This window comes from Corallococcus terminator, assembly GCF_003611635.1.
GTDB classification, from domain to species: domain Bacteria; phylum Myxococcota; class Myxococcia; order Myxococcales; family Myxococcaceae; genus Corallococcus; species Corallococcus terminator.
Genome location: NZ_RAVZ01000120.1, coordinates 1 through 25,899, shown reverse-complemented (window position 1 = coordinate 25,899; position 25,899 = coordinate 1). Strand labels below are relative to the sequence as shown.

At 69.5% G+C, this 25,899-nt stretch carries 26 protein-coding genes and 1 pseudogene; 19 read left to right on the top strand and 8 right to left on the bottom strand.

Features of this window, described 5'->3' with window-relative positions; translation table 11 throughout:
- The 3 genes from D7V88_RS18590 to D7V88_RS18580 all read left to right on the top strand — a co-directional run.
- The coding region (locus D7V88_RS18590) for an endonuclease domain-containing protein (protein ID WP_147448775.1) at window positions 1-470 on the top strand (470 nt) is incomplete at its 5' end.
- 2 nt (window positions 471-472) lie between these two features.
- Window positions 473-1,498: a hypothetical protein gene (locus tag D7V88_RS18585; protein ID WP_120541985.1), complete on the top strand. Its 1,026-nt coding sequence runs from the start codon at window positions 473-475 to the stop codon at window positions 1,496-1,498.
- A gap of 23 nt (window positions 1,499-1,521) precedes the next feature.
- On the top strand, window positions 1,522-4,905 hold the full coding sequence (locus tag D7V88_RS18580; RefSeq protein WP_120541984.1) for an ATP-binding protein: 3,384 nt from the start codon (window positions 1,522-1,524) through the stop codon (window positions 4,903-4,905).
- A gap of 13 nt (window positions 4,906-4,918) precedes the next feature.
- On the opposite strand, the gene D7V88_RS18575 is transcribed toward D7V88_RS18580, so the two are convergent.
- Window positions 4,919-5,689 carry an Imm49 family immunity protein gene (locus tag D7V88_RS18575; protein WP_120541983.1) on the bottom strand — a complete coding sequence of 257 codons (771 nt, stop codon included), beginning with the start codon at window positions 5,687-5,689 and terminating at the stop codon, window positions 4,919-4,921.
- A gap of 26 nt (window positions 5,690-5,715) precedes the next feature.
- Window positions 5,716-6,306: an imm11 family protein gene (locus D7V88_RS18570; RefSeq protein WP_120541982.1), complete on the bottom strand. Its 591-nt coding sequence runs from the start codon at window positions 6,304-6,306 to the stop codon at window positions 5,716-5,718.
- Window positions 6,307-6,446: 140 nt separating this feature from the next.
- Here D7V88_RS18570 and D7V88_RS18565 point away from each other — a divergent pair, with 140 nt between their 5' ends.
- The 5 genes from D7V88_RS18565 to D7V88_RS18545 all read left to right on the top strand — a co-directional run bounded on the left by D7V88_RS18565 (window position 6,447) and on the right by D7V88_RS18545 (window position 12,139).
- Window positions 6,447-7,082, top strand: coding sequence for a hypothetical protein (locus D7V88_RS18565; RefSeq protein WP_120541981.1), 636 nt, complete (start codon window positions 6,447-6,449; stop codon window positions 7,080-7,082).
- Window positions 7,083-7,170: 88 nt separating this feature from the next.
- Entirely contained in the window at window positions 7,171-7,635 is a 465-nt protein-coding gene (locus D7V88_RS18560) for a DUF4150 domain-containing protein (RefSeq protein ID WP_120541980.1), read from the top strand.
- Between the two features lie 25 nt (window positions 7,636-7,660).
- Window positions 7,661-8,182, top strand: coding sequence for a DUF6484 domain-containing protein (locus D7V88_RS18555; RefSeq protein ID WP_120541979.1), 522 nt, complete (start codon window positions 7,661-7,663; stop codon window positions 8,180-8,182).
- Window positions 8,183-8,186: 4 nt separating this feature from the next.
- A complete protein-coding gene (locus tag D7V88_RS18550; protein WP_120541978.1) occupies window positions 8,187-9,509 on the top strand; it encodes a TIGR02270 family protein in 1,323 nt (440 codons plus the stop codon).
- Window positions 9,510-9,778: 269 nt separating this feature from the next.
- Window positions 9,779-12,139 (top strand): sensor histidine kinase, encoded by a 2,361-nt coding sequence (locus D7V88_RS18545; protein ID WP_158625108.1) that lies wholly within the window; start codon window positions 9,779-9,781, stop codon window positions 12,137-12,139.
- Between the two features lie 23 nt (window positions 12,140-12,162).
- Here the strand turns inward: D7V88_RS18545 and D7V88_RS18540 are convergent, their stop codons facing one another.
- Window positions 12,163-13,251, bottom strand: coding sequence for a metallophosphoesterase (locus D7V88_RS18540; RefSeq protein ID WP_120541976.1), 1,089 nt, complete (start codon window positions 13,249-13,251; stop codon window positions 12,163-12,165).
- Window positions 13,252-13,400: 149 nt separating this feature from the next.
- On the opposite strand from D7V88_RS18540, the gene D7V88_RS18535 reads away from it, so the two are divergent.
- The 8 genes from D7V88_RS18535 (at window position 13,401) to D7V88_RS18500 (ending at window position 19,450) form a co-directional block, all read left to right on the top strand.
- A complete protein-coding gene (locus D7V88_RS18535; protein WP_120541975.1) occupies window positions 13,401-13,883 on the top strand; it encodes a hypothetical protein in 483 nt (160 codons plus the stop codon).
- Window positions 13,884-13,885: 2 nt separating this feature from the next.
- The gene (locus tag D7V88_RS18530) at window positions 13,886-14,656 is read left to right on the top strand and encodes a hypothetical protein (protein ID WP_208726360.1); all 771 of its coding nucleotides are present in this window, start codon (window positions 13,886-13,888) and stop codon (window positions 14,654-14,656) included.
- Complete coding sequence (locus tag D7V88_RS18525) at window positions 14,653-15,408, top strand: hypothetical protein (RefSeq protein ID WP_244238234.1); 756 nt, start codon at window positions 14,653-14,655, stop codon at window positions 15,406-15,408. The genes D7V88_RS18530 and D7V88_RS18525 overlap by 4 nt, the downstream gene beginning before the upstream one ends.
- Window positions 15,409-15,447: 39 nt before the next feature.
- A complete protein-coding gene (locus tag D7V88_RS18520; RefSeq protein ID WP_120541974.1) occupies window positions 15,448-16,902 on the top strand; it encodes an anthranilate synthase component I family protein in 1,455 nt (484 codons plus the stop codon).
- Window positions 16,899-17,462: an anthranilate synthase component II gene (locus D7V88_RS18515; protein WP_120541973.1), complete on the top strand. Its 564-nt coding sequence runs from the start codon at window positions 16,899-16,901 to the stop codon at window positions 17,460-17,462. The genes D7V88_RS18520 and D7V88_RS18515 overlap by 4 nt, the downstream gene beginning before the upstream one ends.
- A gap of 15 nt (window positions 17,463-17,477) precedes the next feature.
- The gene (locus tag D7V88_RS18510; protein ID WP_120541972.1) at window positions 17,478-18,302 is read left to right on the top strand and encodes an aminotransferase class IV; all 825 of its coding nucleotides are present in this window, start codon (window positions 17,478-17,480) and stop codon (window positions 18,300-18,302) included.
- Between the two features lie 34 nt (window positions 18,303-18,336).
- Window positions 18,337-18,912, top strand: a complete 576-nt coding sequence (locus D7V88_RS18505; RefSeq protein ID WP_120541971.1) for an RBBP9/YdeN family alpha/beta hydrolase — start codon at window positions 18,337-18,339, stop codon at window positions 18,910-18,912.
- Window positions 18,913-18,982: 70 nt separating this feature from the next.
- A complete protein-coding gene (locus D7V88_RS18500) occupies window positions 18,983-19,450 on the top strand; it encodes a carbonic anhydrase (RefSeq protein ID WP_120541970.1) in 468 nt (155 codons plus the stop codon).
- Here the strand turns inward: D7V88_RS18500 and D7V88_RS18495 are convergent.
- Window positions 19,441-20,163, bottom strand: coding sequence for a tetratricopeptide repeat protein (locus D7V88_RS18495; protein ID WP_120541969.1), 723 nt, complete (start codon window positions 20,161-20,163; stop codon window positions 19,441-19,443). The two genes, D7V88_RS18500 and D7V88_RS18495, sit on opposite strands and share 10 nt — an antisense overlap.
- A gap of 122 nt (window positions 20,164-20,285) precedes the next feature.
- Here D7V88_RS18495 and D7V88_RS18490 point away from each other — a divergent pair, with 122 nt between their 5' ends.
- Entirely contained in the window at window positions 20,286-21,011 is a 726-nt protein-coding gene (locus D7V88_RS18490) for a spermidine synthase family protein (protein WP_120541968.1), read from the top strand.
- Window positions 21,008-21,850 carry an alpha/beta hydrolase gene (locus D7V88_RS18485; RefSeq protein WP_120541967.1) on the top strand — a complete coding sequence of 281 codons (843 nt, stop codon included), beginning with the start codon at window positions 21,008-21,010 and terminating at the stop codon, window positions 21,848-21,850. Before D7V88_RS18490 ends, D7V88_RS18485 begins: the two co-directional genes overlap by 4 nt.
- 7 nt (window positions 21,851-21,857) lie before the next feature.
- Here the strand turns inward: D7V88_RS18485 and D7V88_RS18480 are convergent, their stop codons facing one another.
- Window positions 21,858-22,748, bottom strand: a complete 891-nt coding sequence (locus tag D7V88_RS18480; protein ID WP_120541966.1) for an SDR family NAD(P)-dependent oxidoreductase — start codon at window positions 22,746-22,748, stop codon at window positions 21,858-21,860.
- 71 nt (window positions 22,749-22,819) lie between these two features.
- Between D7V88_RS18480 and D7V88_RS18475 the strand changes: the two genes are divergently transcribed.
- A complete protein-coding gene (locus D7V88_RS18475) occupies window positions 22,820-23,491 on the top strand; it encodes a TetR/AcrR family transcriptional regulator (RefSeq protein WP_120541965.1) in 672 nt (223 codons plus the stop codon).
- 91 nt (window positions 23,492-23,582) lie between these two features.
- On the opposite strand, the pseudogene D7V88_RS18470 reads toward D7V88_RS18475, so the two are convergent.
- The 3 genes and pseudogenes from D7V88_RS18470 to D7V88_RS18460 all read right to left on the bottom strand — a co-directional run.
- Window positions 23,583-24,341 (bottom strand): annotated as a pseudogene (locus D7V88_RS18470) (heme ABC transporter ATP-binding protein); the annotation flags it as partial.
- Between the two features lie 34 nt (window positions 24,342-24,375).
- Window positions 24,376-24,783, bottom strand: a complete 408-nt coding sequence (locus D7V88_RS18465) for a hypothetical protein (RefSeq protein ID WP_120541963.1) — start codon at window positions 24,781-24,783, stop codon at window positions 24,376-24,378.
- Window positions 24,780-25,865 carry a FecCD family ABC transporter permease gene (locus D7V88_RS18460; protein ID WP_120541962.1) on the bottom strand — a complete coding sequence of 362 codons (1,086 nt, stop codon included), beginning with the start codon at window positions 25,863-25,865 and terminating at the stop codon, window positions 24,780-24,782. Before D7V88_RS18460 ends, D7V88_RS18465 begins: the two co-directional genes overlap by 4 nt.
- Between the last annotated feature and the right edge of the window lie 34 nt (window positions 25,866-25,899).

Below are 25,899 nucleotides of genomic sequence, written 5' to 3'. Positions count from 1 at the left end.
GGGCGGTGGAGACGCTCCGGAAGCTGGAGCGCGCGGGAGCGTCCGAGGCGCAGCGGGTCAGCGCCGCGGAGGTGGCGCTGGAGGTGCTCACGGGCGCGGGCGAGTCGGCTCCGGACAGGTCCCGGAGCAAGGCGGAGGCGTACCTGCGCGACCGGCTGGAGGAGCACGCGAGGACGGCGGGCGTCTTCGAGCACAACGTCCGCCTGAACCCCGAGGACAAGCGTTCCTGGGAGGTGGACTTCCTGAGCCGCCAGTTGCGCCTCGCGGTGGAGGTCGACGGCTATTTCCACTTCCAGGACCCGGAGCGGTTCCGCCGCGACCGGCGCAAGGACCTGGACCTCCAGCGCGCGGGCTACTGGGTGTACCGGCTGCTCGCGACGGACGTGCTGTCCCAGTTGGAGCACATCCTCCACACCCTCGACACGTTGATTGCGGCCCGGAAGCGAGAGCTCGCCGGGCGGGAGCCCTGACCATGGACAGCACCGACACCCCTGACACCCGACTCCAGGGCCTGGCCCTGGCCTGGCTGGCAACGCGCTCGGAGAAGAAGCCGGGCACGCGCAACGAACTGGCGAAGACGCTGCATGCCTTCGTGGAGCACCGCTGGAGCCGGGGCGAGTGGACCGAACGGTTCGACGCGTTGCTGGAAGGGCTCCAGCAAGGAAGGCTGGTGGAGAAGCGTTCGCGCACAGCGCTGGCGTTGACGGGCCAGGGCCGGCAGCGGGCGCTGAAGTTCCTGAGGGTGGATTCGCCCAAGGGGCTGACGTGGAAGCGGGTGAAGCAGCAGCACCTGCTGGCCCGGAGCCTGGGCCTGTCGAACACCAAGGCGGTGCTGGGGCGGCTGGCGAAGGCGGACGGCGTGCGTGCGGTGCTGCTCAAGCGCGCGCACCGGGTGGAAGGGCCGGAGACGCCGACGCTGGAGCAGGTGCGGGACCGGTTGTTGTGGCGACAGTTGGGCGTGGAGACGGGTGAGAAGTTCTCCCTGCGCGCGGTGCAGGCGCACCTGCTGGGACAGTTGCTGGAGCAGGAGGTCAGCGACCCGAAGCGCGGCGTGGAGCAACTGGCCGCGCGCACCGTGGGCGCAGCTCGGGTGGACGGGGAGGTCGTGCGGCTGGCGGCGCTGCGGGAGTGGGTGCTGGCCAAGAACGAGGCCCCTGTGAAGCCCCCCAAGCCCAGCGCGCCGGAAAAGCAACAGCCCGCCGCGATGGAGTCATTGCCCACGAACGCGGAGGCATTCGCCGAGCGGGTGTTGAACGTCGCCAGGGCTTCGACCACCGGACGCTTTGGGAAGAACAAGGTCTTCATCTCCCATGTGTGGAAGGCACTGAAGCCCGACGGGGCCAACAGAGAGGCCTTTGACGCGGCGCTCCTGGAAGCCAACCGCGCCAACCGACTCTCACTGAGCAGAGCGGACCTCGTGTCGGTCATGGACCCCGCGGACGTAGCTGAGTCCGAGGTGAGATCCACCCACTCAACCTTCCATTTCGTTGTCGTCTAGTCCGAGCCCTTCCGGAGCCCTTCATGCACACGGACGCCCGCCTCGAAGCCTTCCTCTCCGATGGCCCCGAAATCTTCAGCAGCATCCAGCAGGGCCAGACCCTCTGGAAACGCGATCCCTACGACGTCGAATCCATCAACGCACCCGCGCGCAAGGCGTTTGAACGACTCGTGAAGCGGGCCACGGCAACGCCCGAATCGGGAAAGCTGTTGCTGCTGCTAGGTGAGTCCGGAAGCGGGAAGACACATCTGGTCCGAGCCTTCCGGAACAGCGTGCACAGCCGCGGTCGCGGGTACGTCGGTTACATGCCGATGACCGTGGACGCGTCCAACTATGACAGGCACGTCCTGTCCTACTTCATCGAGTCGTTGGACCGTCCTTACGATTCGGAAGCAGGACCGGATTCGGGGCTGATGCGCCTCTCGGATGCGGTGATGGCCTGCTGCACGAGCGCGTTCGCGCCGCTCATCCCAGAAGAGCGCATCCTTGAAGAACACGAACTCCACGACATGATCCGCGCGGTCGCGGACGACCTCCACGCGGACGAACGGTTCCGCCGCGTGGACGTCCAGTTGCTGCGCGCCCTCATCTACCTTCAGCGCAGGGAGGCCCGCTTCCATCACCGGGTTCTCCAATGGTTGCGTTGCGAGGACATGTCCCTGGCGGACCGCACCGTGATTGGAGAGATGGTGCCTCGCACCGCGGATGATGGCCCCATCCGGATGTTGTCGAGCCTCGGGCGGATCATGGAGGTGATGGGACAGGCCCTTGTCTTTTGCGTAGATCAGGTGGAGGACAGCAGCGACTTCGAGCAAAGCCCTGGAATGGAACCTTCGTTCCGGCGCGCGATGAACAGCTTTGTCGCGCTCGCTGGGCACGTCCCAAACTCCATTGTCGTGGTCTGCTGCCTCTCCGACTTCTGGGAGAGCATGCGGTCCAAGCTCAGCCGGCCGATGCTCGACCGCATCGAGCGCGACCCAGACCCGGTTGAGTTGAGCAGGCTCGTCAGCGCGCAGACCGCGCAAGACGTCGCGGCACGCCGCCTGGAAGTTCTCTACCGGGACCAGGGCATTGCGGTGGAAGCGTCAGACCCGACCTTCCCCATTCCAGCCAAGGGCTTCGCGCAGTTCGAGAATGAGCGGGTCCGCGACGTCCTGGAGGCGTGCCGCCGTTATCGCGACCGAGCCATGCAGGACGGCAAGCTCCCGGCCGCATTCCCGTTGTCGTCCCCAGAGAAGGGCAAGGTCCAATCCCCCGAAAAGGAGGCCATGCCCAGTCCGCTCCAGAAGATGGACCAGGCCTGGACCGACTTCCGCGCGAAGTTCAAGGGTGCGATTCCCGAAGAAGACTCGGACGTCGCCGCGCTGCTTGCCTGGGCCATCGAGGTGGGTGGCGATGAACTGGGAGGCTCGCATCGCTTCAAGGTCGAGCCCCATGACGAGGAGAGCCTGAACGTCACCCTGCTGCCCGGAGACGCGAAGATGTTCGTCGCGCTCTGCAACAAGTCCTCCAGGGGTGGCCATCTGGGACGACAGATGGCGGATGCCATCAGGGCCGCCGCGAGGCGCGTTCCCATCCTCGTCCGGACGACGGAGTTTCCAGGCTCGCTCGGAACCCTCGTCGAGGAGTCGACGACGACGCTGATGAAGCGGGGCGGGCGGAGGGCGGTGCTTGGGAACAGCGACCTGCGAGAGCTCCTGGCGCTGCGTGCGTTCCGTCAGGAACAGCCAGAGCCGGCCTTCGTGGAGTGGAGTCGAACGGTCCGGCCCGTCACCCGGCTGAAGTCCATCACCGACGTGCTCGCCCTGGAGAAAGGCCCTCCGCCGGAGCCAACGCGTCCGCTTCCGCCGCCTCCCCTCCCCACGAGAGGCCCTCTTCCCTCAAGCGTCACGAAGCCAGTCCAGGGAGAGCGCCGTGGGGCACCCTCTGAAAGCGCGCGGCGCGTGGACACCCGGCACGACGACGAGCCTGCCCACGGGGGTGATTTCAAATCCTCCAGGGAGGACTCGATGGCCGAGACAGGACTGGACGGACATCAACTCAGGGCACTGGGCCCACCCTTGGTGAGCAAGGGGACTGGCCGCACGAAGACTCCCGTCGAGGTACCGCGAACGAACGTCATTCCTCCCATGCCCGTGAGCAACGCGCAGCCTGGAGCGATGCGGATTGGCATCTCCGAAAGCGTCTTCACCCAGCCCGTCTTCTTCCAGCCGGATGAACTGACGAAGCACAGCGCGTTCCTCGGTGGCTCCGGAAGCGGCAAGACGACGCTCGCGTTGAACCTCATCGAGCAACTGCTCCTGCAAGGCATTCCAGCGCTGCTCGTCGACCGGAAGGGAGACCTCGCCGCGTATGCACGCGATGAGGCGTGGGAGGAAGAGCTGAAGGACCCTGCCCTGAATGAACGCCGTCGTCTCCTGAGAGAGCGGGTAGAGGTGGCGCTCTACACTCCGGGGAGGTCCGACGGACGTCCGCTCGCCATTCCCATCGTTCCGCGCGGGTTGGAAGTCCTGCCTCCAGAAGAACGGGATCAGAGCATCCAGCAGGCCGCGGAGGCCATCGCGAGCATGCTGGAGTACAGGAACAGCCCAAGGGACAGGGCGGCGAAGGCGCTGTTGGCCCAGGCCTTGAGGATGCTGGTGGAGCGGCCCCTCGGGCAGGAGCTCACTCTTGACCTGCTCCAGAAGTTCATCGCGTCCCAGGACATCGCGCTCGTCCAGGAGGTGAGCGGGATGGACCTCAAGGTGTTCCCCAGGCTCGCACAGGACCTGACGACGCTGAAGCTCAACACCCGGACCCTCCTGTCCAATCAGGGGGAGAAGCTGGACATGGAGGAACTGCTGGGACGAGGAAGCGCGAAGGTTCCTGGCCGGACCCGGCTGAGCATCATCAGCACCAAGTTCCTGGGCGGAACGCAGGGCTCTCTCTTCTGGGTGTCGCAACTGCTCGTGGAGGCCAATCGCTGGGCAAGCCAGCACCCCTCGTCCCGGCTCCAGGCCGTCCTCCTGTTCGACGAGGCGGACCTGTACCTCCCAGCGATGAGCATGCCCGCCACCAAGCAGCCCATGGAGAACCTGCTCAAGCGAGCGCGCTCGGCGGGCATCGGGGTGATGCTCGCGACGCAGAGCCCGGGAGACCTGGACTACAAGTGCCGGGACAACGTGCGTAACTGGTGCGTCGGTCGGGTGAAGGAAGACACGGCGATCAAGAAGCTCAGGCCCATGTTCGCGGATGCCCGTGTCGATGCGGCCGCGAAGCTCCCTGCCCAGAAGCAGGGACAGTTCCACGTCCTGCGCGACGGACAGGTGGAACAACTGAAGGCGGACCGGAACATCATCAAGACGGACCAGCTCTCCGAGGACGAAATCCTCCAACTCGCGCACCGCTCACGCGAACAGGGGCACTGAAGCTCCCCAGGCGCTATGCGAAGAAGTGCGTCCAGGAATCCGGGCGGAAGCGAAGGGCCACCTGTTCACGGGCCACCGAGGGAATGAACAGGTGGTCCTCCAGAGGGTGCAGACCTTTCGAAACAGCGAGGCGCACCAGGGCAAGGCCCTCGACGGACACGTACCCTTCGGTCGCGAGCACCTCTTCGGCCGCTGACTCCTTCTCGCGAAGCTTTCGGAACCGCACCTCCCGAGCCTCCATCATCCGCGAGAGGCCTTCATCGAACCGGGCCTCATCCGCTACCAACAGGGCCTGGCACACCGCGAGCCGCGAGTCCTCGGAGCTCTCCAGGACCTCCTCGTAACGCTTGAGGAGGGCCTTTCCCTCGCGCGCGTCCAGCCCCAGAAAGAAGTGGTCCATGAGGAAACGGACGAAGAGGAAGTCCTCCTCGTACTCGCGATTCCTGTCACAAGCCCGCGGGGAGAGACGCGCCAGCTCCCGTGCGGCCTCGGTGTCCCCACAGGCCACCGCGTCGAAAAACGGCTCGGCGCGACTGGTCAGATTCTGTCCCTCGGGCACGGAGCTCGCGAAGTGCACGAACGCACGTGCACTCGCATGCAGACATTCGTGCAGGCGTGCGGAGGTGCCAGACATCAGCAGCGAGCCGATGCCCGCGATGCGGAAGTTCTGGCAGAGTCGGAGTGCCTCCTTCAGGCCGGCCTTCCCGGCGATGAAGGCCGGAAGCAGCTCCTCGTTATCGCCAAGTGCATTGTCGATGAAGACGGACAGGAACTTCGAGGCCAAGCGAGCCACCCTTCCAGTCGACGGGTTCAGGGCTTCGCAGCGAAGACCGTCAACTCGCGCAGCACCACGTTGGTGAAGCGCCGCTCGTGGAACGCCTTCGCCAGGGACTCGTTCACCACGTAGAGCTGCGGGTCCTGCTGGAGGCGGAAGAGGGCAGGAGCATCGCGCAGCTTCTCCGGATCCAAGACCAGTTTGCGGATGCCGACAATGGCCCCACTGCGGTGGTACTTGATGTCACTGGCCTTGGTGTCCACGCCGTCGATACCGCCGAGCGGATTGACGAAGAAGTAGTCCTGACTGCGAACGCGTTCCCGAGGATCCAGGAGGGTGAAGGGCAGACATTCGAGGGAGCCCTTCGGGCAGTGTTCGGCGATGACGTCCTTCATCGCACCGGAGACGATGAGGTAGTTGAAGTTGTTCCCCAACACCGAGGAGAGCTGGATGCCGGTTCGATCCTCACTCGATTGGAGCTTCACCTCCGCGGGATAGGAATCGCCAACAGGCTCTCCAGCCGCCAGACAATATCCGTCCAGCCCCAGCGCCTCTGGCTCCTGGTCCAGGAACAGCAACTCGGAGTCGTTGAGATCGCCCAGGGTCTCCAGCTCGAAGAATCTCATGGCATTCCATTGAGGAGGGTATCCAGCGCTCCCCTCTATAGGCGCGATGATCCCGATACAGGAAGGTGATGAAGTGACGCGGAAAATTCAGGGCGCCTGCCTAGTATATCCTGCCAATCCCTGGCGCCTGGAGCAGCACCATGCTGGACCTCGCAACCCTGACCACCAACACCCTGCTCACGGCACGTCTGACCGACGTCGTCGAGACACTGGTCACCCGAGACAGAGTCACCTTCCGGGCGCGTCTCGCGAGCCTGGACATGGACTCCATCGATGCACGCATCGATTCCTTGCGCAAAGCGCATGGTGTCATTCCACCTGGGGAACTCCGCGAATGGGTGGCCCTCCAGCAAGCACTGCGGAGTGACGAGGACCCCGGGTCCTATTGGTGTTCCGAAGATCGTTCTCTCCGGTTGGACATGCCCCTCCACGTACCGGAAAGCCTTCCAGCACTCGCGGAACTCCTGCCCTCCTACTCCGCAGGACTCATCGCGGGCCTGTTCCTCCTGAGCGAGGACGCTTCAGGCGACCGCATCCTGCTGAGCCTGCTGCCCGGTCCGCGAGGGGTCCTCATCGTCTACCCGTTCATTCATGAGCGAGGCGCGCTGCGTCCTACCTGCACCCTCAAGCGCCTGCTCCTCACCCAGTGGCTATCCGAGAATGATCCGGAGCCAGACAAAGCTCCCGGTCAGGTGGGCGAGTCACGCTATGAGGAGTCGATGACATCCTTCATCGCGCCGGAGGCAAGGTGGTTGGAGGTGGCCAAGGCGGGATGAGGGTAATCCTCCCCGTGCCAGCTAAATCCACGGTCCGTGAGCGCGAAGCCCCCCGACGCGCTATCATGGGCTCTGGAGGAAGGTGGCCATGCCCGTCAATACCGGTGTGAACAAGATGTCTGTCGTCACCAAGGACAGCGGCGGTGTCACCATGGCCTTCCCGGACGTCTGCAAGACGCCCAGCCCCGCCGGGCCCGTTCCCATCCCCTACCCCAACGTGGCGCAGTCCTCCGACACCGACAAGGGCACCAAGAAGGTGTCCGTGGCCGGCAACCCGGTGTGCGTGAAGGACTCCAACTTCAAGATGAGCACCGGCGACGAGGCGGGCACCGCTGGTGGTGGCGTCGCGTCCAACAAGACCAAGGGCAAGGCCGAGTTCGTCAACTACTCCTTCGACGTGAAGTTCGAAGGCAAGAACGTGGCGCGCGCCTTCGACCTGATGCTCCACAACGACAAGAACACGCCTCCCTTCCCTGTCATGCAAGGGCCTGTCATCGCCATGGGCGACAGCGAGAAGAAACCCAAGTGCCTCGTCTGTGATCACGACGTCTAGGCACCGGCGCACCTGGAGCCCGACCATGAGCGCCCCTTCCGACAAGAAGTCCCCCGCCCCGACGATGGAACCGCCCACACCCATCCTCGGCAGCCGGGGCGGACACCTCTCCGGGCTCGATGCCTCCGGCGCCGTCCTCGTCGACTTCCCGGGCAACACCGCGGGCCCCGTGCGCGCCCGGCTCGCCGTGGCCGTGGAGGCCCAGGCGCTCCAGGTCGCCGTGACCCGACAGCAGAAGGTCGTCCTCCTCTTCGAGAACGGCGACCCGGCACTGCCCTTCATCATGGGCCTCATCCAGGAGCCCAGCTCGACGCCCCTGCTGGACGCCTTGCTGGAAGGCCCTGCTGAGCCTTCGCGGGCGCTCACCGAAGCCCACGTGGATGGCAAGCGCGTGGTCATCGAGGGCCAGGACGAAATCGTCCTCAAGTGTGGGGAGGCCAGCATCACCCTGCGCCGCAACGGCAAGGTCATCGTGAAGGGCACGTACCTGGAGTCCCGTGCCACCGGAACCCATCGCATCAAGGGTGGCTCCGTGGAGATCAACTAGGACCATGGCCACTCCCGCCGGAGCGCCCCTGCGCTGGGACATCCACGAGACCCACCTCGACGAGGCTGCGTTCCGGTGGAGCCAATGGGAGAAGGCCCTCGACGCCCCCGACTTCACGTTGGAAGAGGTCGCGGAGCTGGAGGAGCCTGTCGCCGCGCATGTCGACGGACTGGTGCTGGGCGGTGAGCCCGTCGCGACGCGCCTGCTCGTCCCCGCGCTGACCGAAGACCCCGAGCGCATCGTCGCGGCGGCCCTGGCGTTGCTCGGGGCCGAGGCGGAATATGGGCCCGCCCTGGTGCTCGCCGCGCTGCCCTCGGCCGAACCTCCCGCGTTCTCGGCCTTCCAACGCGCGCTGGCGCTGTCCCCTGCGTCGGGCATTTTCCCGGCCCTGCCGGCGCTCCTGAAGGAGGACACCGTCCCCGAACTGCTGGCCCTGGTGATTGAGGCGCTGGGAGCCCAGGGACTGGCCACCGCCCCGCTGTGCGCGCCGTTCCTCTCGCACCCCGAGCCGGGGGTCGCCGCCGCGGCCCTTCGCGCCGCCAGCAGTGCCCGGCTGCCCCTGGAGCCGGCCGTGCTCCAGCGTGCACTGGACTCCAGCGCTCCCGTTCTGCGGGATGCCGCCATCCTCGCGGGCCTGCTGGGAGGCCATCGCGCCGCCTGGACGACATGCCAGTCCGTGGTCGGCGCGCGCGTCCCCGGCGGCCGACTGCCCCTCCTGCTGCTGGCAATGAGCGGGGAGGAACGGGATGTGAAGACGCTGCTGGAGCTGCTCTCCGATGAGAAGCTTCGGCCGGACGTGCTGTGGGCGCTCGGGTTCTCCGGCCGCATCACCGCCGCCGATGCCTGCGTGGAGCTGCTGCGGCACAAGCCTGTCGCGGCGCTCGCGGGCGAGGCATTCAGCGCCATCACCGGCTTGAGTATGGCGGAACAGTACGCGGTCGCTCGCGAGGAAGAGGACACCGCGCTGCCTCCCCTGGAGGAAGAGGACCTGGACGCGGACCTGGCATCCAAACCCGAGGACGCACTGCCATTGCCCCAACCCCAGGCCATCTCGGAGTGGTGGGGTGAGGCTCGCCAGCGGATGGATGTGAAACATCGATACCTCTCGGGTCAGCCCTTCACCCCGCAGGCCCTGCTTGAGGCGCTCCTCTCCGCGCCCATGCGGCGACGCCATGCGCTGGCCCTGGAACTGGCGCTGCGCAGCCGGGGCGCGGTGCAGATGCCGACCCGCGCGTTCGTGATGCACCAACTCACCGCGCTGAAAGCAGCCCGTGCTGCGCCGGCCTCCCTGCTCAGCCGGTCGTTCGCCGAATCGTTCCGGGGCTGAGTTCCCCCGCCGCTGGGCTGTCTCACTCGGCGCCTGCGAGCAGCCTGGCGCTGCGCCTCCGCGCTCCGGATGACCCACGGGCGAGGCATCGTCGGAAATGCCCGCCGGTGCATCCCGAGAAGCGGGACGCATACCTTCAGTCCGAGGTGGCTTCTCTTCGAAGGGCCTCATGGGGAAGCGGGCAGCGAGCCCGCCGTGGGCCCGAATGATGGACGGGGGTGCGGGAGGTGGTCTCGCGATCGCGGCATGTGCGACCTCCGAGCGAGAGGGTGGCCTCCCTCGTGGGCGGCGCCATCCAGGACCCCGACTCCCTGGAGCGCATCTCGGATGCGGTCTTCTCGCTCGACCGCTCCTGGTGCTTCACCTACCTCAACGCGCGCGCCGAGCGGCTGCTGAGACGCCCGCGCACGGACCTCATCGGGCGCAACGTCTGGGAGGAATTTCCCGAAGCGGTCGGCACCGTCTTCGAGCAGGAGTACCGGCGGGCGCTCACGGGCCGGGGCGGCGTCATGTTCGAGACGTTCTATGCCCCCCTCGAGGCCTGGGTCGATGTGCGGGCGTACCCCTCCGCGCAGGGCCTCACCATCTTCTGCCGGGACATCACCGCACGCAAACAGGCGGAGCAGGCGCTGCATGAGTCGGAGCAGTTCCTGCGCTCCACGCTCGACTCGCTGTCCACGCACATCGCCATCCTCGACGGCCGGGGCATCATCCTCGCGGTCAACGCCGCGTGGAAACGCTTCGCGCGGGAGAATGGCTGCGATGAGGACTCGCCGGTGTGCGGCGTGGGCGCTGACTACCTGGGCGTGACGGACGCCGCACAGGGCCCGTTCTCGGAGGAGGCGTCCATCGTCGCGGCGGGCATTCGCGACATCCTCTCCGGCCGCACCGCGTCCTTCCTGCTGGAGTACCCGTGCCACGAACCCGGGGGGAGGCGACGCTGGTTCCTGATGCGGGTCACGCGCTTCGCCGGACAGGGCCCGCTGCGCGTGGTGGTGGCCCACGAGAACATCACGGGTCGCCGCGAGGCCGGGGAGGCGCTGTGGCGACTGGCGCGCGAGGAGGCCGCTCGCGAGGAAGCAGAGGTCGCTCGCGAGCGGATGAACGCGGTGCTCGAGCGCATCACCGACGGCTTCGCCGCCTTCGACCGGGACGGCCGCTTCACCTACGTGAACCAACACGCGGAGGCGCACTTCGGCCGGGGGCGCGAGGACCTGTTGGGCCGCCGCGTGGTGGCTGTCCTCTCCGAGCCCCAGGGGGCGGCGATGGAGGCCCTGCTCCAGCGGGCGACCCAGGCCGGGGTCCCGATGGAGGAGGACCAACCCTCGGCCCGGGCGGACCGGTGGCTGCGCGTCGTCGCGTACCCGTCACCCGAGGGCCTCACCGTCTACTTCCGCGACGTCACCGAACAGCGCGAGGCCGAACTGTGGAGCCACTTCCTCTCCGAGATGGGCGCCGTCAGCACGGGCTCCCTGGACTGGGGGCACGTGGCGCGCGCCGTGGTGAAGCTCACCGTGCCCACGCTCGCGGACGGCTGCGCCATCACCACCTCCAGCGGCCCCAGTGGGGAGGAGCCCTCCACCGAGGTCGCCGCGGTGACACCCGACCTGGGGGACATGCTGCGCGCGGCCTGCACCCCGGGGTCCACGAGCGCGCTGGGGCGGACCGTGGAACAGGCCCTGCGCACGGAGTCCGTGGCGCTCCTGCCAGGGCCGTGCCTGGACAGGCCCCGCATGGATTCGGCGGTGGCCGTGCCCTTGATGATCCAGGGACGCCCCATGGGCGCGCTGGTGCTGGTGTCCACGCACCCGGGCCCGCGCTACGGAACGCAGGGCCTGTCGCTGGTGCTGGAGCTGGCGCGGCGGACGGCGCTGGTGCTCGAGAACGCGAGGCTGTACCGCACCGCGCGGCAGGCCGTCACCGCGCGCGACCAGACCCTGGGCATCGTCTCCCACGACCTGCGCGCACCCCTGAACACCATCTCCCTGCTGTGCCACGGCGCGGAGCGGCGCGTGGCCCACTCGAGCGCGGACCCCGTCGTCGAAGAGGCGCTGCGAAAGATCCGCCTCGTGGTGGGCAACATGGACCGGCTCATCGCCGACCTGCTGGAGGTGGCGCGGGTGGAGTCGGGGCAGCCGGGGCTGGACCTGGAGCTGCTGGATGTGCCCGCGCTGCTGGCGCAGGTGCAGGGATTGAACGGGCTGCTGGCGGCGGACCGGTCCCTGAGCCTGGAGGTGTCCCTGGCGCCGGACCTTCCACGGGTGCGTGCGGACCGGGCGCGGGTGCTGCGCGTCTTCCAGAATCTGGTGGGCAATGCCATCCAGTTCACGCCTTCAGGAGGACGCATCCTCCTGAAGGCGGAGCGCCGGGAGGGCGGCGTGCGATTCTGCGTGGTGGACACCGGGCCCGGCATCGACGCGAGGTCGCTGCCCCACGTGTTCGACCGGTTCTGGCAGGCGATCCACGCCCACAAGGCGGGCGCCGGGCTGGGGCTCGCCATCGTCAAGGGCGTGGTGGAGGCGCATGGGGGGCGCGTCTGGGTGGAGAGCCCGCCGGGACAGGGCGCCACGTTCTGCTTCACGCTGCCTGGGCTCCCGGAGGCAGCCGACGCCGTCGGAGAACGCCCGTAGCGCGCGTCCTCACGGCGGCGAACTCACCCCCGCCGCAGCGTGAGGACCGCCAGCTCCGCGGGAGCACCCAGCCGCACGGGCGGGCCGGTGGTGCCAGCGCCGCGATTCACATACAGCCAGGAGCGCTCCTCCCGATACAACCCGGCGGTCCACCGCGTGAGGAACCGCGCCAGGGACAGACGGCGGACACCCGGAACGCCCAGTTGCCCGCCGTGGGTGTGCCCCGAGAGCGTCAACTCCACGCCGCGCGCCCGCGCCTGTGGAAACAGGTCGGGGTCATGCGCGAGCAGCACCGTGGGGACTCCCTCCGGCCTCTGCGCGAGCGCCCGCTCCAGGTCATCGCGCGACGTCCAGGTGTCATCGACACCCGCGACGTAGAGACGGGCTCCGCCCCGCGCCACCACCACGCCCCGGTTGCGCAGCACACCCAGGCCGTGGCGCTCCAGTTCGCGGACCAGGTGTTCGGCATCGGTGTAGTAGTCGTGGTTGCCCAGACTGACGAAGGCGCCGTCCTTCGCGCGCAGGCCTCCGAGCGCCCTCGCGATGGCCTCCACATGGGAGGGGCCCTGGGTGATCAGATCGCCCGTCACGGCCACGAGATCCAGGTCGAGGCCGTTGAGGCGCTTCACCCAGGCGGCCACGCGAGACTCCGGCACCTGGGGACCGCAGTGCACGTCGGAGAGCTGCCCGATGCGGTAGCCGTCCAGTTCCGGCGCGAGTCCCGCGATGCGCACGGTCCGCCGTCGCAGCCGTGGCCGGGCCAGGGCCGCATCCAACCCCACCACCAGCGCGACCGCCGCCGCCAGTCCCCACGCCGCCGCTTCCGGAAGGCCCGCACGGATGGCCAGCACGGCGGGGAGCATCAGCAGGTCGAACACCAGGCAGGCGGACCACCATCCCAGCGCCAGGAAGGTGGACCGCGAGGGCGCAGGGGTGTGCCACGGCGTCGTGAGCCGCTTCAGGTAGGGCCAGGAGAGCCCCAGCGCGACGAGCGCGGGAAGCGGCGTTCGCGTCCGGACGCAAAGCCAGAGCACCGTGGGAAGTTGCACGGCCGTGACGACGACGCTCACGATGAGGCGGAAGTGGCCCTGGAAGCGCGTGGGGAAGGACATCGGCACCGGATGTCTAACCGGTTCCCGGACCGCCCCAGGGTGATTTCGCAGGCCGGATTGACGCAGGACGACAGGCCGCGGCTTCTTGCTTCAAGACCTGCCCACCTGGAGACTCCGGGATTGCCGTCCATCCCACGAGGAAGTCCTCCATGTCCCTGAAGCATGTGTTCGCGGTCGTGACCCTGCTGTCGACGTCCGCCTTCGCCGAAGAAGACCTCAAGCCCGCCCAGGAAGAAGCCAAGGCCAAATTGGAGGAAGAGATCGGGGACGCCCTGAAGGCGACCAACGACAAGTGCGGCACCAAGCTCGAGGTGAAGACCGACTTCCAGAACTTCAAGACCGACGATTGGTCGGGCACGAGCTTCAGCTCGTACTGTGAGGGGGTCATCCAGGAAATCGGGTCCATGTGTGAAAACCGCCCCGCGTACAAGAAGGTCATCGCCAAGAAGGTGACCGGCGTGGCGTGCCTGTTCGGCGGCGTGAAGCCCGTGGAGAAGAAGGACGGCTCCAACGACGCGACGCTGCGCAACATGTCGCTCGACAAGGGCGTGTTCACGTACCACATGTCCCCCAAGGGCCACGCGAACCTCGGCGACAACACCAAGGCCACGCTCGAGAAGGCGTTCAACTGAGCATGCCCCGGACCCTTGCTCCCGCGCTCATGCTGGCGGCGATCCTCGCGACGACGGCGGCGCACTCCCTGGAAGCGGTGGCGGGCAAGGTCTACCGGGGCAGCGACGGCCAGACCGTGGAGGTCGTCACGTTGGAGCCGCGCACGGCCTCGGAGGTCTTGATCCGCGTGCGCGGCACCGACTCCGAAGACGACGGCATCGCGCTGCGCGCCACCCTGAAGAAACACTCACGCGGCGCCGACTACGTGGTCCGCCACCGGGGAGGCGACTACGTGCTCCTCCTCCAGCGCGACGGGCGCTACGAGGCCGTCCTGCCCGGAGTGCAGGCCTTCCCCGTCAAGTTCAACCAGGAAGCGACGGACAAGGCCTCCACCGCGGAGGTGCTCGCCGCGCACCAGCAGCAGTTGGAGTCGGGACGGATCGCCGCCTTCCAGAAGAAGGCCTGGCCCCACCTGGAAAAGAAATACACGGCCCGCGCGGGCGAAGCCGTCACCGCGTTGAACAAGGCCTGCGGCACCACCGTCACCTTCACCTTCGACTGGAAGAGCTTCAGCGACGAGGTGATGGCGGAGTTCGACGTGTGGGCCGCCTGTGCTCCGCTCGCAAGCCGCGCCCAGGCCCGCTGCGCGTCGGTGAAGACCGTCACGACGCTGGTCTGCCGCTTCGGCCCAACGCTCGGATTGGAGCGCGGCGGCGACACGCTCACCTTCACCACCACTTCGAAGGGCGCGGCCGAAGGGCCCGCGTTCCTGGACAGGAACCTCTCCCGATGATCCGTCGACTCGTGGTGGCCGCCTGTCTCTTCGCGGCGGATGCGGGGGCCCGGGAGCCGGTGACGCTGCCGGAACTCCAGACACTGGGCTCGCAGAAGGCCTGGGCGGAGCTGCTGGAGCGCGCGGAGGACCTTCCCGCTCCCCAGCGCACCGACGCGTGGCGGGCCCTGGTCACCGACGCCGCGGCGGCCGACGTGGAGTCCATTCCCCCCAGCGACAAGGAGCCTTTCGCCGCCTCTCAGCGAGCGCGAGCGCTGGGGCAGCGGTATGCCTTCCTCCCCAAGGCGCCGCGCTTCACCACCGCTCGCGATCAGGGCGCGCGCAAGGACCTCCAGCGCTGCCTCGAACTCGACCGGCGCGGCTGCATCGACACCTTCCTGGAACTCACGCCGGACATGGGGCCCGAAGCGGCGCTCCAGGCCGCGCACCTCGTGAAGCAGGGGCACTTCGCCTACGTGGCGATGCCGCTCTTCGCGTTGGCGGTGGGGGGTGGCAAGGACGTCAGCGCCTGCAAGGACACGGCGCTCGCCGAGACGGTCATCGCGGCGCTCGGCCTTCCCAAGGAGGACCCTCGCGCGGCCCAGGCGAGGAAGGTGGCCTTCGAGGGGTGCTGGTCCGCGCTGGGCCCGAAGCTCAAGGCGGCGACCGTGGGCGCTTCGTCGTACTTCCTGGCGAACACCTGCCAGCCCATGCGCGCCCGGAAGGCGCTGACCGAGCTACAGGACGAGCTCTGCAAGGACGAGGAGCTGTAGTTCGGGACGGGAGCGGTTCCTGCTAGGAACGGCTTCCGCATGGCCGTTCCCGCTTCCCCCCTCCCCCCGCTGGACCGCGCCCGCTTCGACGCGCTCGTGACCCAGGGCTACACCCAGGTGCCGCTCGTGCGGACCCTGGACGTGGGCGCCGCGCGGCCCGTGGATCTGCTGCGCGCCCTTCCCGCCGGGGACCGCTTCCTCCTGGAGAGCACCCGCACCAGCACCGAGGGCCGCTACTCCCTCGTCGGCGCCCGTCCCTTCCTGCGCTACAGCGCCCGGGGAACGCGATGCCACGTGGACGGCGTCCTCCAGGAGGAGGCGCCCCTCACCGTCCTGCGCGGACTGCTCGGCCGATGGAAGGGCCTGCGCCTTCCCGGACTGCCGTTGTTCTGCGGCGGCGCGGTGGGCTTCTTCTCCTACGAAGCCAGTCACTTCTTCGAAGCCCTGCCCTACCACCCGCACGACGACCTGGGCGTGCCCGACATCGCGCTGCACTTCGTGGACACATTCCTGGTCGTGGATCACCTGGAGCACACCGTGCGCGCGGTGGCCACGGGTTCGGACTGGGAGGACTGCTCGCGCCGCCTGGACCTCCTGGCCTCCCAGGTGCGCACCGCCGTCGCGACGCCGTCCCCCGCGCCTCCGCCCGCCGACCTGCCCCTGGCGCAGTGGCGCTCCAACTTCACGCACGACGCCTACCTGGACGCGGTGGAGCGCGTGCGCGAGTACATCCGCGCGGGGGACACGTATCAGGTCAACCTCTCGCAGCGCCTGGAGGTGGACTTCCCCGGCGACGCGCTCTCCCTCTACGAGACGCTGTCCGCCACCAGCCCCGTCCACTTCGCCAGCTACTTCGAAGCGGACGGATTCCAGGTCGTCAGCGCATCGCCCGAGCGGCTGGTGCGCGTGGAGGACGGCCGCGCCACCACGCGTCCCATCGCTGGCACCCGCCGCCGGGGCACGCCCGAGGAGGACGCTCGCTTCGTGCACGAGCTGCGCACCAGCGAGAAGGAGCAGGCCGAGCACGCCATGCTCGTGGACCTGGAGCGCAACGACCTGGGCCGCGTCTGTGCGTATGGCACCGTGGAGGTCACCCGGCTGATGGAGATCGTCGAGTACGCCCACGTGCTCCACATCGAATCGGAGGTCGTCGGCCAGCTCGCACCCGGCGTGGAGTCGCTCGATGTCGTGGGCGCGCTGTTCCCCGGGGGCACCATCACCGGCGTGCCGAAGATCCGCACGATGGAGATCATCACCGAGCTGGAGCCCCACCCGCGCGGCCTCTACACGGGCTCGCTCGGGTACTTCAGCTTCGCGGGAGGACTGGACCTGAACATCGTCATCCGCACCGTGGTGGTGAAGGACGGCCGCGCGTACGTGCAGGTCGGCGGCGGCATCGTCCACGACTCGGAGCCCCGGCGCGAATACAAGGAGACGCTCAACAAGGCCCGCTCCCAGCTCCTCGCCCTGGCCGCGAGCACGAGGCCGCGATGATCCTCCTCATCGACAACTTCGACTCGTTCACCTTCAACCTCGTCCAGGCGTTGGGCTCGCTCGGGGCCACGCTCCAGGTCGCGCGCAACGACGCGCTCACCGTCGCGCAGGCTCAGGCGCTCCAGCCCAGCCACGTGGTCATCTCACCCGGGCCGAAGACGCCCGACGCGGCCGGCGTATCCCTGGACATCATCCGCGCCTTCGCGGGCCGAGTGCCCCTGCTGGGCGTATGTCTGGGACACCAGAGCATCGGGCAGGTGTTCGGCGCGAAGGTCGTGCGGGCCCCCGTGCCGGTGCATGGCAAGACGGCCGAGGTCGAACACCGGGGCCAGGGCATCTTCCGGGGCCTGCCCCAACCGTTCACCGCCGCGCGCTACCACTCGTTGGTGGTGGATCGCGACAGCCTGCCGGAGTGCCTGGAGGTCACGGCCTGGTCCGGCGACCTGGTGATGGGCCTGCGACACCGCGAGCTGGCGGGCCTGGAAGGCGTGCAGTTCCATCCCGAATCCTTCCTCACGCGCGAAGGCCCCCGCCTGCTCGCGAACTTCCTGGAACGCTGAAGCGACAGGGCCCCCATGTTCTCCACCGTCTCCGTCGATGGCGTCGTCCAGCGCTGGGAAGACCTGCGGCTCCAGGACTTCGCCCAGGGCTTCTTCTTTGGCGCGGGCTTCTTCACCACGTTCCGCATCGACGCCGGCCGGCCGCTGTTCCTCGCCCGGCACCTCGCGCGCCTGCGCGGAAGCCTCGCCGCGTTCCCCACCGCTGTGCGCGCGCCCGCGCTCGCGCTCCTCCTGGAGGACGCCGTGCGCGACTCGCTTCGCCGGTGCCTGGAGGCGGATCCGCTGCTCGGGCCAGACTTCACCGGCGTGGGCAAGCTCGCGGTCAGCGATGGCCGGGTGCTCTGCACCTTCCGCCCGCTCGCCCCGGACTTCGAGTCCCTGCACCGCGAAGGCCGCGGGCTCGACAGCGTGGAGCCTGGGGCGTACCGGCGCGCGGAGCGCACGGTGAACCACAAGGGGCTCGCATGGTTCCGGCAGCACGCGCTCCTGCCGCGACTGCCGCTCATCACCAACGAGGCGGACGAGGTCTGCGAGTTGCCCACCGCGAACATCTTCGTCCAACTCGACGGCGCGCTCATCACTCCACCCCTCGCGGCCCCGTGCCTTCCGGGCATCGCGCGCGCGGTGCTGTTGGACGCAGACCACGTCGCGGGGCTTCCGGTGGTGGAGCGGGCCATCCCGCTCGCGGAGCTCTCCCGGGCCCAGGCGTGCTTCTTCAGCAACGCGGTGGCGCTGGCCGTGGGTGTGCCCCAACTGTTGGGCCAGGCGCTTCCCGACAGCCTGCGCCTCGCGGAGCAGGCCCGCGCGGCGCTCGAAGCCCGTGCCCTCCGCGAGGCATGAGCGTGCCCGCCCTGAGTGCGGCACACTGCGCCCCATGACCCGCTCCCTCGTCATGGTCCCTCGCTGGGCAGGCAGCCCCGATACGGACTTCTACCCGTGGCTCACCGCGAAGGTGCGCACCGCCCCCGCCCTCTTCGACGACGTGCGCGCGCTGGCCATGCCTACGCCCTCGGCGCCAACGGTCGACGGGTGGGTCTCCACCGTGGCCTCGGCCGTGGGGCCCGTGCCCGCGCCCTCCACCGTGTTCCTGGGCCACAGCGTCGGCTGCCAGGCCCTGATGCGGTATCTGGTGACGCTGCCTCCGGGCCACACCGTGGAGGGCGCGCTCTTCGTCGCCGGCTGGTTCGAGATCGACACACCCTGGGACACGTTGCGGCCCTGGCTCGACACGCCGCTGGACTTCGACCGTGTCCGGGCCGCGCTCCGCCGCTGCGTGGTGCTGCTGTCCGACTCCGACCCCTACACCTCTGACTGGCGCCGCAACACCCGGCTCTTCGAGGAGCGCCTGGGCGCCGAGGTCCGCCTCATTCCCGGCGGCCGTCACTTCAACAATCCCCAGGAGCCCGCCGTCCTGGAAGTGCTCCAGGAGCGGTTCGCGTCACCGGAGTGACACCGGGAGAAGGACAGGGAGCGGCGCGAAGTCGCTTTCGCTGGCACGGGGAGCCATTAACCTGGGGGACATGGCCGACCCCGCTCCCTTCGTCTCCCGCGTCCCCTTCGAGTCCGTCCACCCGAAGGCGCTGGCCGTGTACTGCTCGGACGGGCGCTTCACCGAAGCCGTGGAGGACCTGGCCCACCACCTGGGCCACCCGCGCATCGACACGCTCACCCTTCCCGGTGGCCCCGCGCTCCTGAACCGCTGGGCGTCGGACTACCTGGAGAGCGAAGGCATCACCCGCGCCGCGAAGTTCCTCATCGAAGGACACCACATCGAGGACGTGCTGCTCCTGGCGCACGCGGGCTGCGGCTACTACCAGGCCCGGCACAGCGCCCTGGGCCCGGACATCGCCCTGGAGCAGCAGTTGAAGGACCTGCACTTCGGCGCGAAGGAGATCCAGACGGCGTACCCGCACCTGCGCATCCACCTGTTCTTCGCGCGCCCCAAGGGCAAGACCGTCGAATTCGAGTCCATCCCCCGTCAGGGTTGACGCGCGTCCCGAAGCCCCTGCCGGAGCGCATCCAGCAGCACGGGCGGATCCCCCACGCGGAAGGCCGCGAGCCCCGCGTCGAAGTCCGCGCGCGCGCCCGCTACGTCCCCCCGCCCAAGGCGCAGCACGCCGCGCGCGTGGAGCAGCTCCGGATCCACGGCTTCGTCCACCTGGGCCTCAAGCGCGGTCGTGAGGTCCTGTTCGGCCGCCTCCGTCCGTCCCACGCGCGTCCGTGCCTGCGCGCGCTGCTGGAGCAGCCACGAATTGCCGGGGTCTTCCGCCAGCGCGGCCGTCCAGTCCGCTTCCGCCTCCACCCAGCGGCCCAGGGCGCCCAGCGACTCCGCGCGCTTCATGTGCACCACCAGCGCCTTGCGAAACCCCGCGGCCTCCACCTGCGTGAAGCCCTCCACCGCTTCCGCGTGCCGTCCCAGCCGCGCCAGCGCGAGCGAACGGTAATAGCGCGTGGCGGCGTGTCCCGGCGCCAGGGCCAGCACCCGGTCGAACCAGGGCAGGGCCTCTGCGGGCTGGCCGCCCCACACGCCCAGCGTCAGGCCCACCTCCACGAGCACCCGCACCTGCTCCGGGTGGGCGTCCGCCAGCTTCCTCGCCAGCGCCAGCGCCGACGTGTAGCGGCCCCCGCGTCGCAGGCGGTCCACCTCGCGGAGCGGCTCGGACAACTCCGGGGGCCACGCCTGACGTCCGTTGCGTTCCATGCGGTGGGGCGGCTTCCTCGGGTCCTGGGACCCGGGGCGATTTCGCAGGCGCATCCCCGGGGTGTCAAGGCACGCGGGCGGCCCCCTTGACCTGCGGCCCCGGTCGCGCGAAGAGCGCCGACATGAAGCCCTGGGAGACCGTCGAGAAAGAAGACGTGCCGGAGGTGGGAGAGGTCGTCCTCGCCCGGCGTGACAGTGAATACGTGCTGCGCGTGCGCGGCCAGACGCTGATGTCCAGCCGTCAGCACGGCTCCGAAGCGGCCATGGCCGACGCGGGCTGCGCGCACCTGGTGGGCACCCAGAAGGCCCGGGTGCTGGTGGGCGGCCTGGGCTTCGGCTTCACGGTGCGAGCGGTGCTCGACCGTCTGGAGCCCTCCGCCCGCGTCGTCGTGGCGGAGTTGCTGCCCTCGGTGGTGACGTGGAACCGGGGCATCCTCGCGCCCCTGGCCAAGGCCCCGCTGGAGGACTCGCGCGTCACCGTGGTGGAGGGCGACGTGGGGCGGCTCATGCGCAAGCAGAGCGGCGCGTTCGACGCCATCCTGCTCGACGTGGACAACGGCCCCTCCGCCCTCACCCACCCGGACAACGAAAGCCTCTACGACATCACCGGCGTGTCCGTGGCCTACGGCGCCCTGCGCCCCAAGGGCACGCTCGTGGTGTGGAGCGCCGGGCCGTCACCCGCGTTCGTGAAGCGACTGGAAGACGTGGGCTTCACCGTCCAGGTCCTCAAGCCCGCCGCGCATGGCACCAAGGGCCCACGCCACACGCTCTTCGTCGCCCAGCGCATCGGGAAGGGTCCGGCCTCGGTTCCGTCCCGCGAGGGCAAGCGCCCGGGACGGGGGAGATGACATTGCGCCGTTCGGTGAACCGACTCAGCGTGGTCCTGTTCGCGGTGCTGCTGGCCGGATGTCGGGGCCACGCCGTCGTGCCTCCGGAGCCGATGCCGACGCACGCGGCCTTCACGCTTGTGTCCGCGGCGCTCCAGGAGACCCGGCGGCTCAACGTCTACACGCCTCCGGGTTACGACCCGGCGCAGGCGACGCGCTACCCGGTGCTGTACATGCCCGACGGTGGCGAGCAGGAGGACTTCCCGCACGTCGCCACCACGCTCGACACCGCGATCCGCGCGGGCGAAGTGCGGCCGTTCATCCTGGTGGGCATCGAGAACACCGAGCGGCGGCGCGACATGACCGGTCCGACCCAGGTCGACGAGGACCGGAAGGTCGCTCCGCGCGTCGGAGGCTCGGCCGCGTTCCTCGCCTTCATCCGCGACGAACTCATGCCCGAGGTGCACCGCCGCTATCGCGTCACGGAGGAGACGGCCGTCATCGGAGAGTCCCTGGCCGGCCTGTTCATCGTGGAGACGTTCTTCCTCCAGCCGGAGCTGTTCACCACCTCCATCGCCTTGAGTCCCAGCCTCTGGTGGAACGATGACGACGTGGTGCGCAGGGCCGGCGAGCGGCTCAAGGCACGGCCGGAGCTGCGCGCCACGCTGTACGTCGCGTCCGCCGACGAAGAAGACATCGCGCCGCAGTCCGCGCGACTGGCGGAGGCCCTGCGCGCGAACGCCCCCGCCGGATTGAAGTGGCGGTACGAGCCCCGGCCGGACCTGCGCCACGACAACATCTACCGCTCGCTGTCACCCCAGGTGCTGCGCCAGTACCTCGCGCCCGTGCCCACGCCCTGAGCGTCCGCTACGGCGCGACGCTCGCGGCGTCCGCCTTCGGGCTGGAGGCCGCGCGCGGCTTCATCATCCCGCCCGCCACGCGCAGGCCCACCCAGCGCGGCGCGAAGCGCGTCATGTTGGCCTGGAACCAGTTGCGCCACCCCGGCACCACCGAGGCGCGGCCCTGGTCCAGGGCCTTGAGGGCGCGGAGCACGACCTCCTCCGCCGGCGCGAGCGGCCCCACCGCGGCCTGCTTCGTGCCCACCACGTCGAAGAAGGCCGTCTGCACCGGCCCCGGGCAGAGCGCGAGCACGCGCACGCCCCGCTCCCGGGTCTCCTCCGACAGCGCCTCCGTGAAGGACAGCACGAACGCCTTGGTGGCGCCGTAGATGGCCATGTACGGCACCGGCTGGAACCCCGCGATGGAGGCCACGTTGAGGATGCCGCCCACTCCACGCGCGAGCATGTCCGGCAGGAACAGGTGGCAGGCGTCCGCCAGCGCCGTGACATTGAGCATCACCTGCTCGTGCTGCCGCGCGAACGACGCGGACTCGAACGCCCCGTGGGAGCCGAAGCCCGCGTTGTTGACGAGCAGGTCCACACGCAGCCCCTTCTCCTGGCAGCGCGCGTGCAGCTCCCTGCCGGCGCCCTCGCGGCCCAGATCCAGCGCGATGACCTCCGCCTGGATGCCGTGCTCCGCCTGGAGCTTCGTCGCCAGCGTGCGCATCCGGTCCTCCGAGCGCGCCACCAGGATGAGGTCCATGCCCCGGGCCGCCAGCTCACGGGCGAACACCTCACCCAGCCCGGACGAAGCGCCCGTCACCAGGGCCCGGTGCCCCGCGTAGGGGAAGGCCCCGGACCGGGGCGCGGGGGTGGAAGCAGGACGGTGGGCGAGGGGCTGTGCGGAAGTCGTTTGCATGGGGTTAGAATGTGAGTGAGCGCTCACGTTCTCAACTCGCGTTGGGCTCACATTCCGTTTCCGGAGGTCCCATGCCCCGCCGTCCGTCTCCCTCCCGTCGCAGGGCGCCCCGTCAGGAGCGGTCGCAGGCCACCTGTGATGCCATCCTCACCGCGACTGCTCGCGTTCTGGTCAAGGACGGGTACGAGGCCGCGAGCACCAACCGCATCGCGCAGGAGGCGGGCGTGAGCGTCGGCTCGCTCTACCAGTACTTCCCGAGCAAGGAGGGGCTGGTGACGGCGTTGCTGGAGCAGCACCGCGCTCGGGCGGTGGCGGACTTCGAGGCGGGGCTGGTGCCGCTGGCCGGGCAGCCGCTTGCGGTGGCGATGCGCGCGCTCATCCGGCAGGTCATCGCCGTGAAGCGGGAGAACCCGCGCTTGAACCAGGTGCTGCATGAGCTGATGCCGCGCATGCGCGAGCGGGGCCTGTTGGATGTGTACTCGCAGCGCCTGTTCCGGGTGGTGCGCGCCTTCCTGGCGCCGCGCTTCCAGGACCTGCGTCCCCAGAACCTGGACATGGCGGTCTTCATCCTGGTGACCACCGTGGAGGCGCTCTGCCACACGGCGGTGACGGAGCGGCCGGACTACCTGGAGGATGAGAGCTTCGTGGAGGAGATCGCCACGCTCGCGCTGGGCTACCTGCGTCCGGAACCGGCGGCGGTCCCGGTGCGCCGGACGGCCCGGGAGCGGACGGTCCGGATGTGAGCAACATCCCGCCGCGAGGAGGATCCGACGCGCGGCCTTGGAGGGGCGTTCTCGCGCGTGGACCCCCTCCTCGCGGGAAGAAGGCATGGCCTCAGGGCGGCGGCGACGCGCGGCCCATGGGAATCACCAGCGGGCCGGGCAGGTCCGGCCGCGACACGACCTCCACGCGCAACCCGAAGGTGTTCGCGATGAGGTCCGGGGTGAGCACGTTCACGGGGGTGCCGGTCTCCACGCACCGGCCCTGGTCCAACACCGCGATGCGGTCCGCGTAGCGCGCGGCCAGGTTCAGGTCATGCAACACCGTGAGCACCGCGCCGCCTTCGTGCGCGAAGGCCCGCGCCCGCTCCAGCACCAGGTGCTGGTGGGAGAGGTCCAGGCTGGCCGTCGGCTCGTCCAGGAGCAGGTAGCGGTGGCCGTGCGCGGGGGGCGTCCACAACTGGGCCAGCACGCGCGCCAACTGCACGCGTTGCCGCTCGCCGCCCGACAGCGTGGTGTACGCGCGCGAGGCCAGGTGCTGCGTGTCCGTGGCATCCAGCGCGGCGCGGGCCACCTCCACGTCGGACGCTTCACCGCCGCGCCTTGCGTGCGGACTGCGCCCCAGCACCGCCACTTCCAGCGCGGTGAAGCCGAAGCCCAGCGAGGACTCCTGGAGCAGCACGCCCAGCCGCTGCGCGCGTTCCAGCAGGGGCCACTGGTGCAACGCGCGGCCTTCCAGGAACACCTCGCCGGCCTTGCAGCGCAGCTCGCCCGACAGCGCGGACAGCAGCGAGGACTTGCCCGCGCCGTTGGGGCCCACCACCGCCAGCACCTCGCCGGGCCTCACCTCCAGCGACAGCGGCCCCGCCACGCGCCCACGTCCGCGCCACACCTCCACGTCGCGTGCCTCAAGGCTCATACCGCCTCCTGGCGCGCCGCATGCGTTGGGGAGGGCGGCACGCCCGGACGGAGGCCAGCTCCGCCTCAGGAGCTCCCGACGTCACGCGCTCCCTCTGCGTGGAGCGCGCGATGCCCGCCACGGGCGTCGTGTCACGAGCCTCCGGACTCACGCGGGCCCTCTGTCCGGAGCGGGTGATGCCCGCCGGTGCGCCCGTGAAGAAGGTCGGGTCCAGGTCACGTGCCGCCGGACGCACGCGGATCCATTGCATGAAACGCTTGATGCCAGTCGGTGCGCCCGTGACGACGGTCGAGTCCCCGTCGCGAGCCTCTGAACGCTCCCCAGGCGGGGCGCCCATGCGTTCGACCGGGACACCCGCCTCGGAGTCCTGCTCCCGCGAAGGTGACTCCACGCTCATGCCGTCCCCCTGCGAGACAGGAGCGCGATGAAGGCCGGCACGCCCAGCACGGAGGTGAGCGCGCCCACCGGCAGCTCCGACGGCGCGGCCAGGGTGCGCGAGAGCAGGTCGGACGCGAGCAACAGCGACGCCCCTGTCAGCGCGGACGCCGCCAGCAACCGCCGGTGGTCCGGCCCCAGCGCCATACGCAGCAGCGCGGGCACCATCAGGCCCACGAAGCCAATCATCCCCGTGAAGGCCACCGCCGCCCCCACGCCCAGCGCCGCGGAGAGGATGAGCCGGCGCTTGAGGCGCTCCACGTCCACGCCCAGGTGGTACGCCTCGCGCTCGCCCAGGAGCACCAGGTTGAGCGCTCGCGCCTCGCGCAGCACCAGCCCCAGCGTTAGCAGCAGGGGCACCGCCGCGGCGCCCACCGTCTCCCATGACGCGCCACCCAGGCTGCCCAGGCTCCAGAAGGTGATGGAGCGAAGCTGCGCGTCCGAGGCCGCGTGGGTCAGGAGTCCCATCCCCGCGAACGCCCCCGCGCTCACCGCCACGCCCGACAGCAACATGCGCGGCGTGTCCGTCCGACCGCCGCCCGTGCCCAGCCGCTGGGCCAGCAACGTCGCGCCCAGGGCTCCCAGGAAGGCCGCGCCCGGCACCACCAGCATGCGCAGCGGGCCCATGTTCGTGCCCAGCGTCACGTCCAGCACGATGGCCAGCACCGCGCCCAGCGCCGCGCCGCTGGAGGTGCCCAGCAGGCCCGGCTCCACCAGCGGATTGCGGAAGAGCGCTTGCAGCGCGGCGCCCGTCGTCGCCAGCACCGCGCCCACCATCATGCCCAGCACCACGCGCGGCAGGCGGAGCGTGAACAGCACCGCGCGCTGCGTCGGCTCCAGCCGTTGGGAGGCCTCGCCCAGCCCCAGCGCCTCCCACAGGCTGCCGAAGATGGCGGCCGGAGGCACCGGCACCGTCCCTACCGCCAGCGACGCGAGCGCCACCAGCGCCAGCACCAGGCTCAGCGTCACCCAGGGCCGCACGCCCGGGAGCCGCGAAGGCACCGGGCGCGCGGAGGACACAGGCAGGGCCTCCGACGCGCTCATTTGCCGACGCCCTTCCCCGCCGCCGGCAACACCC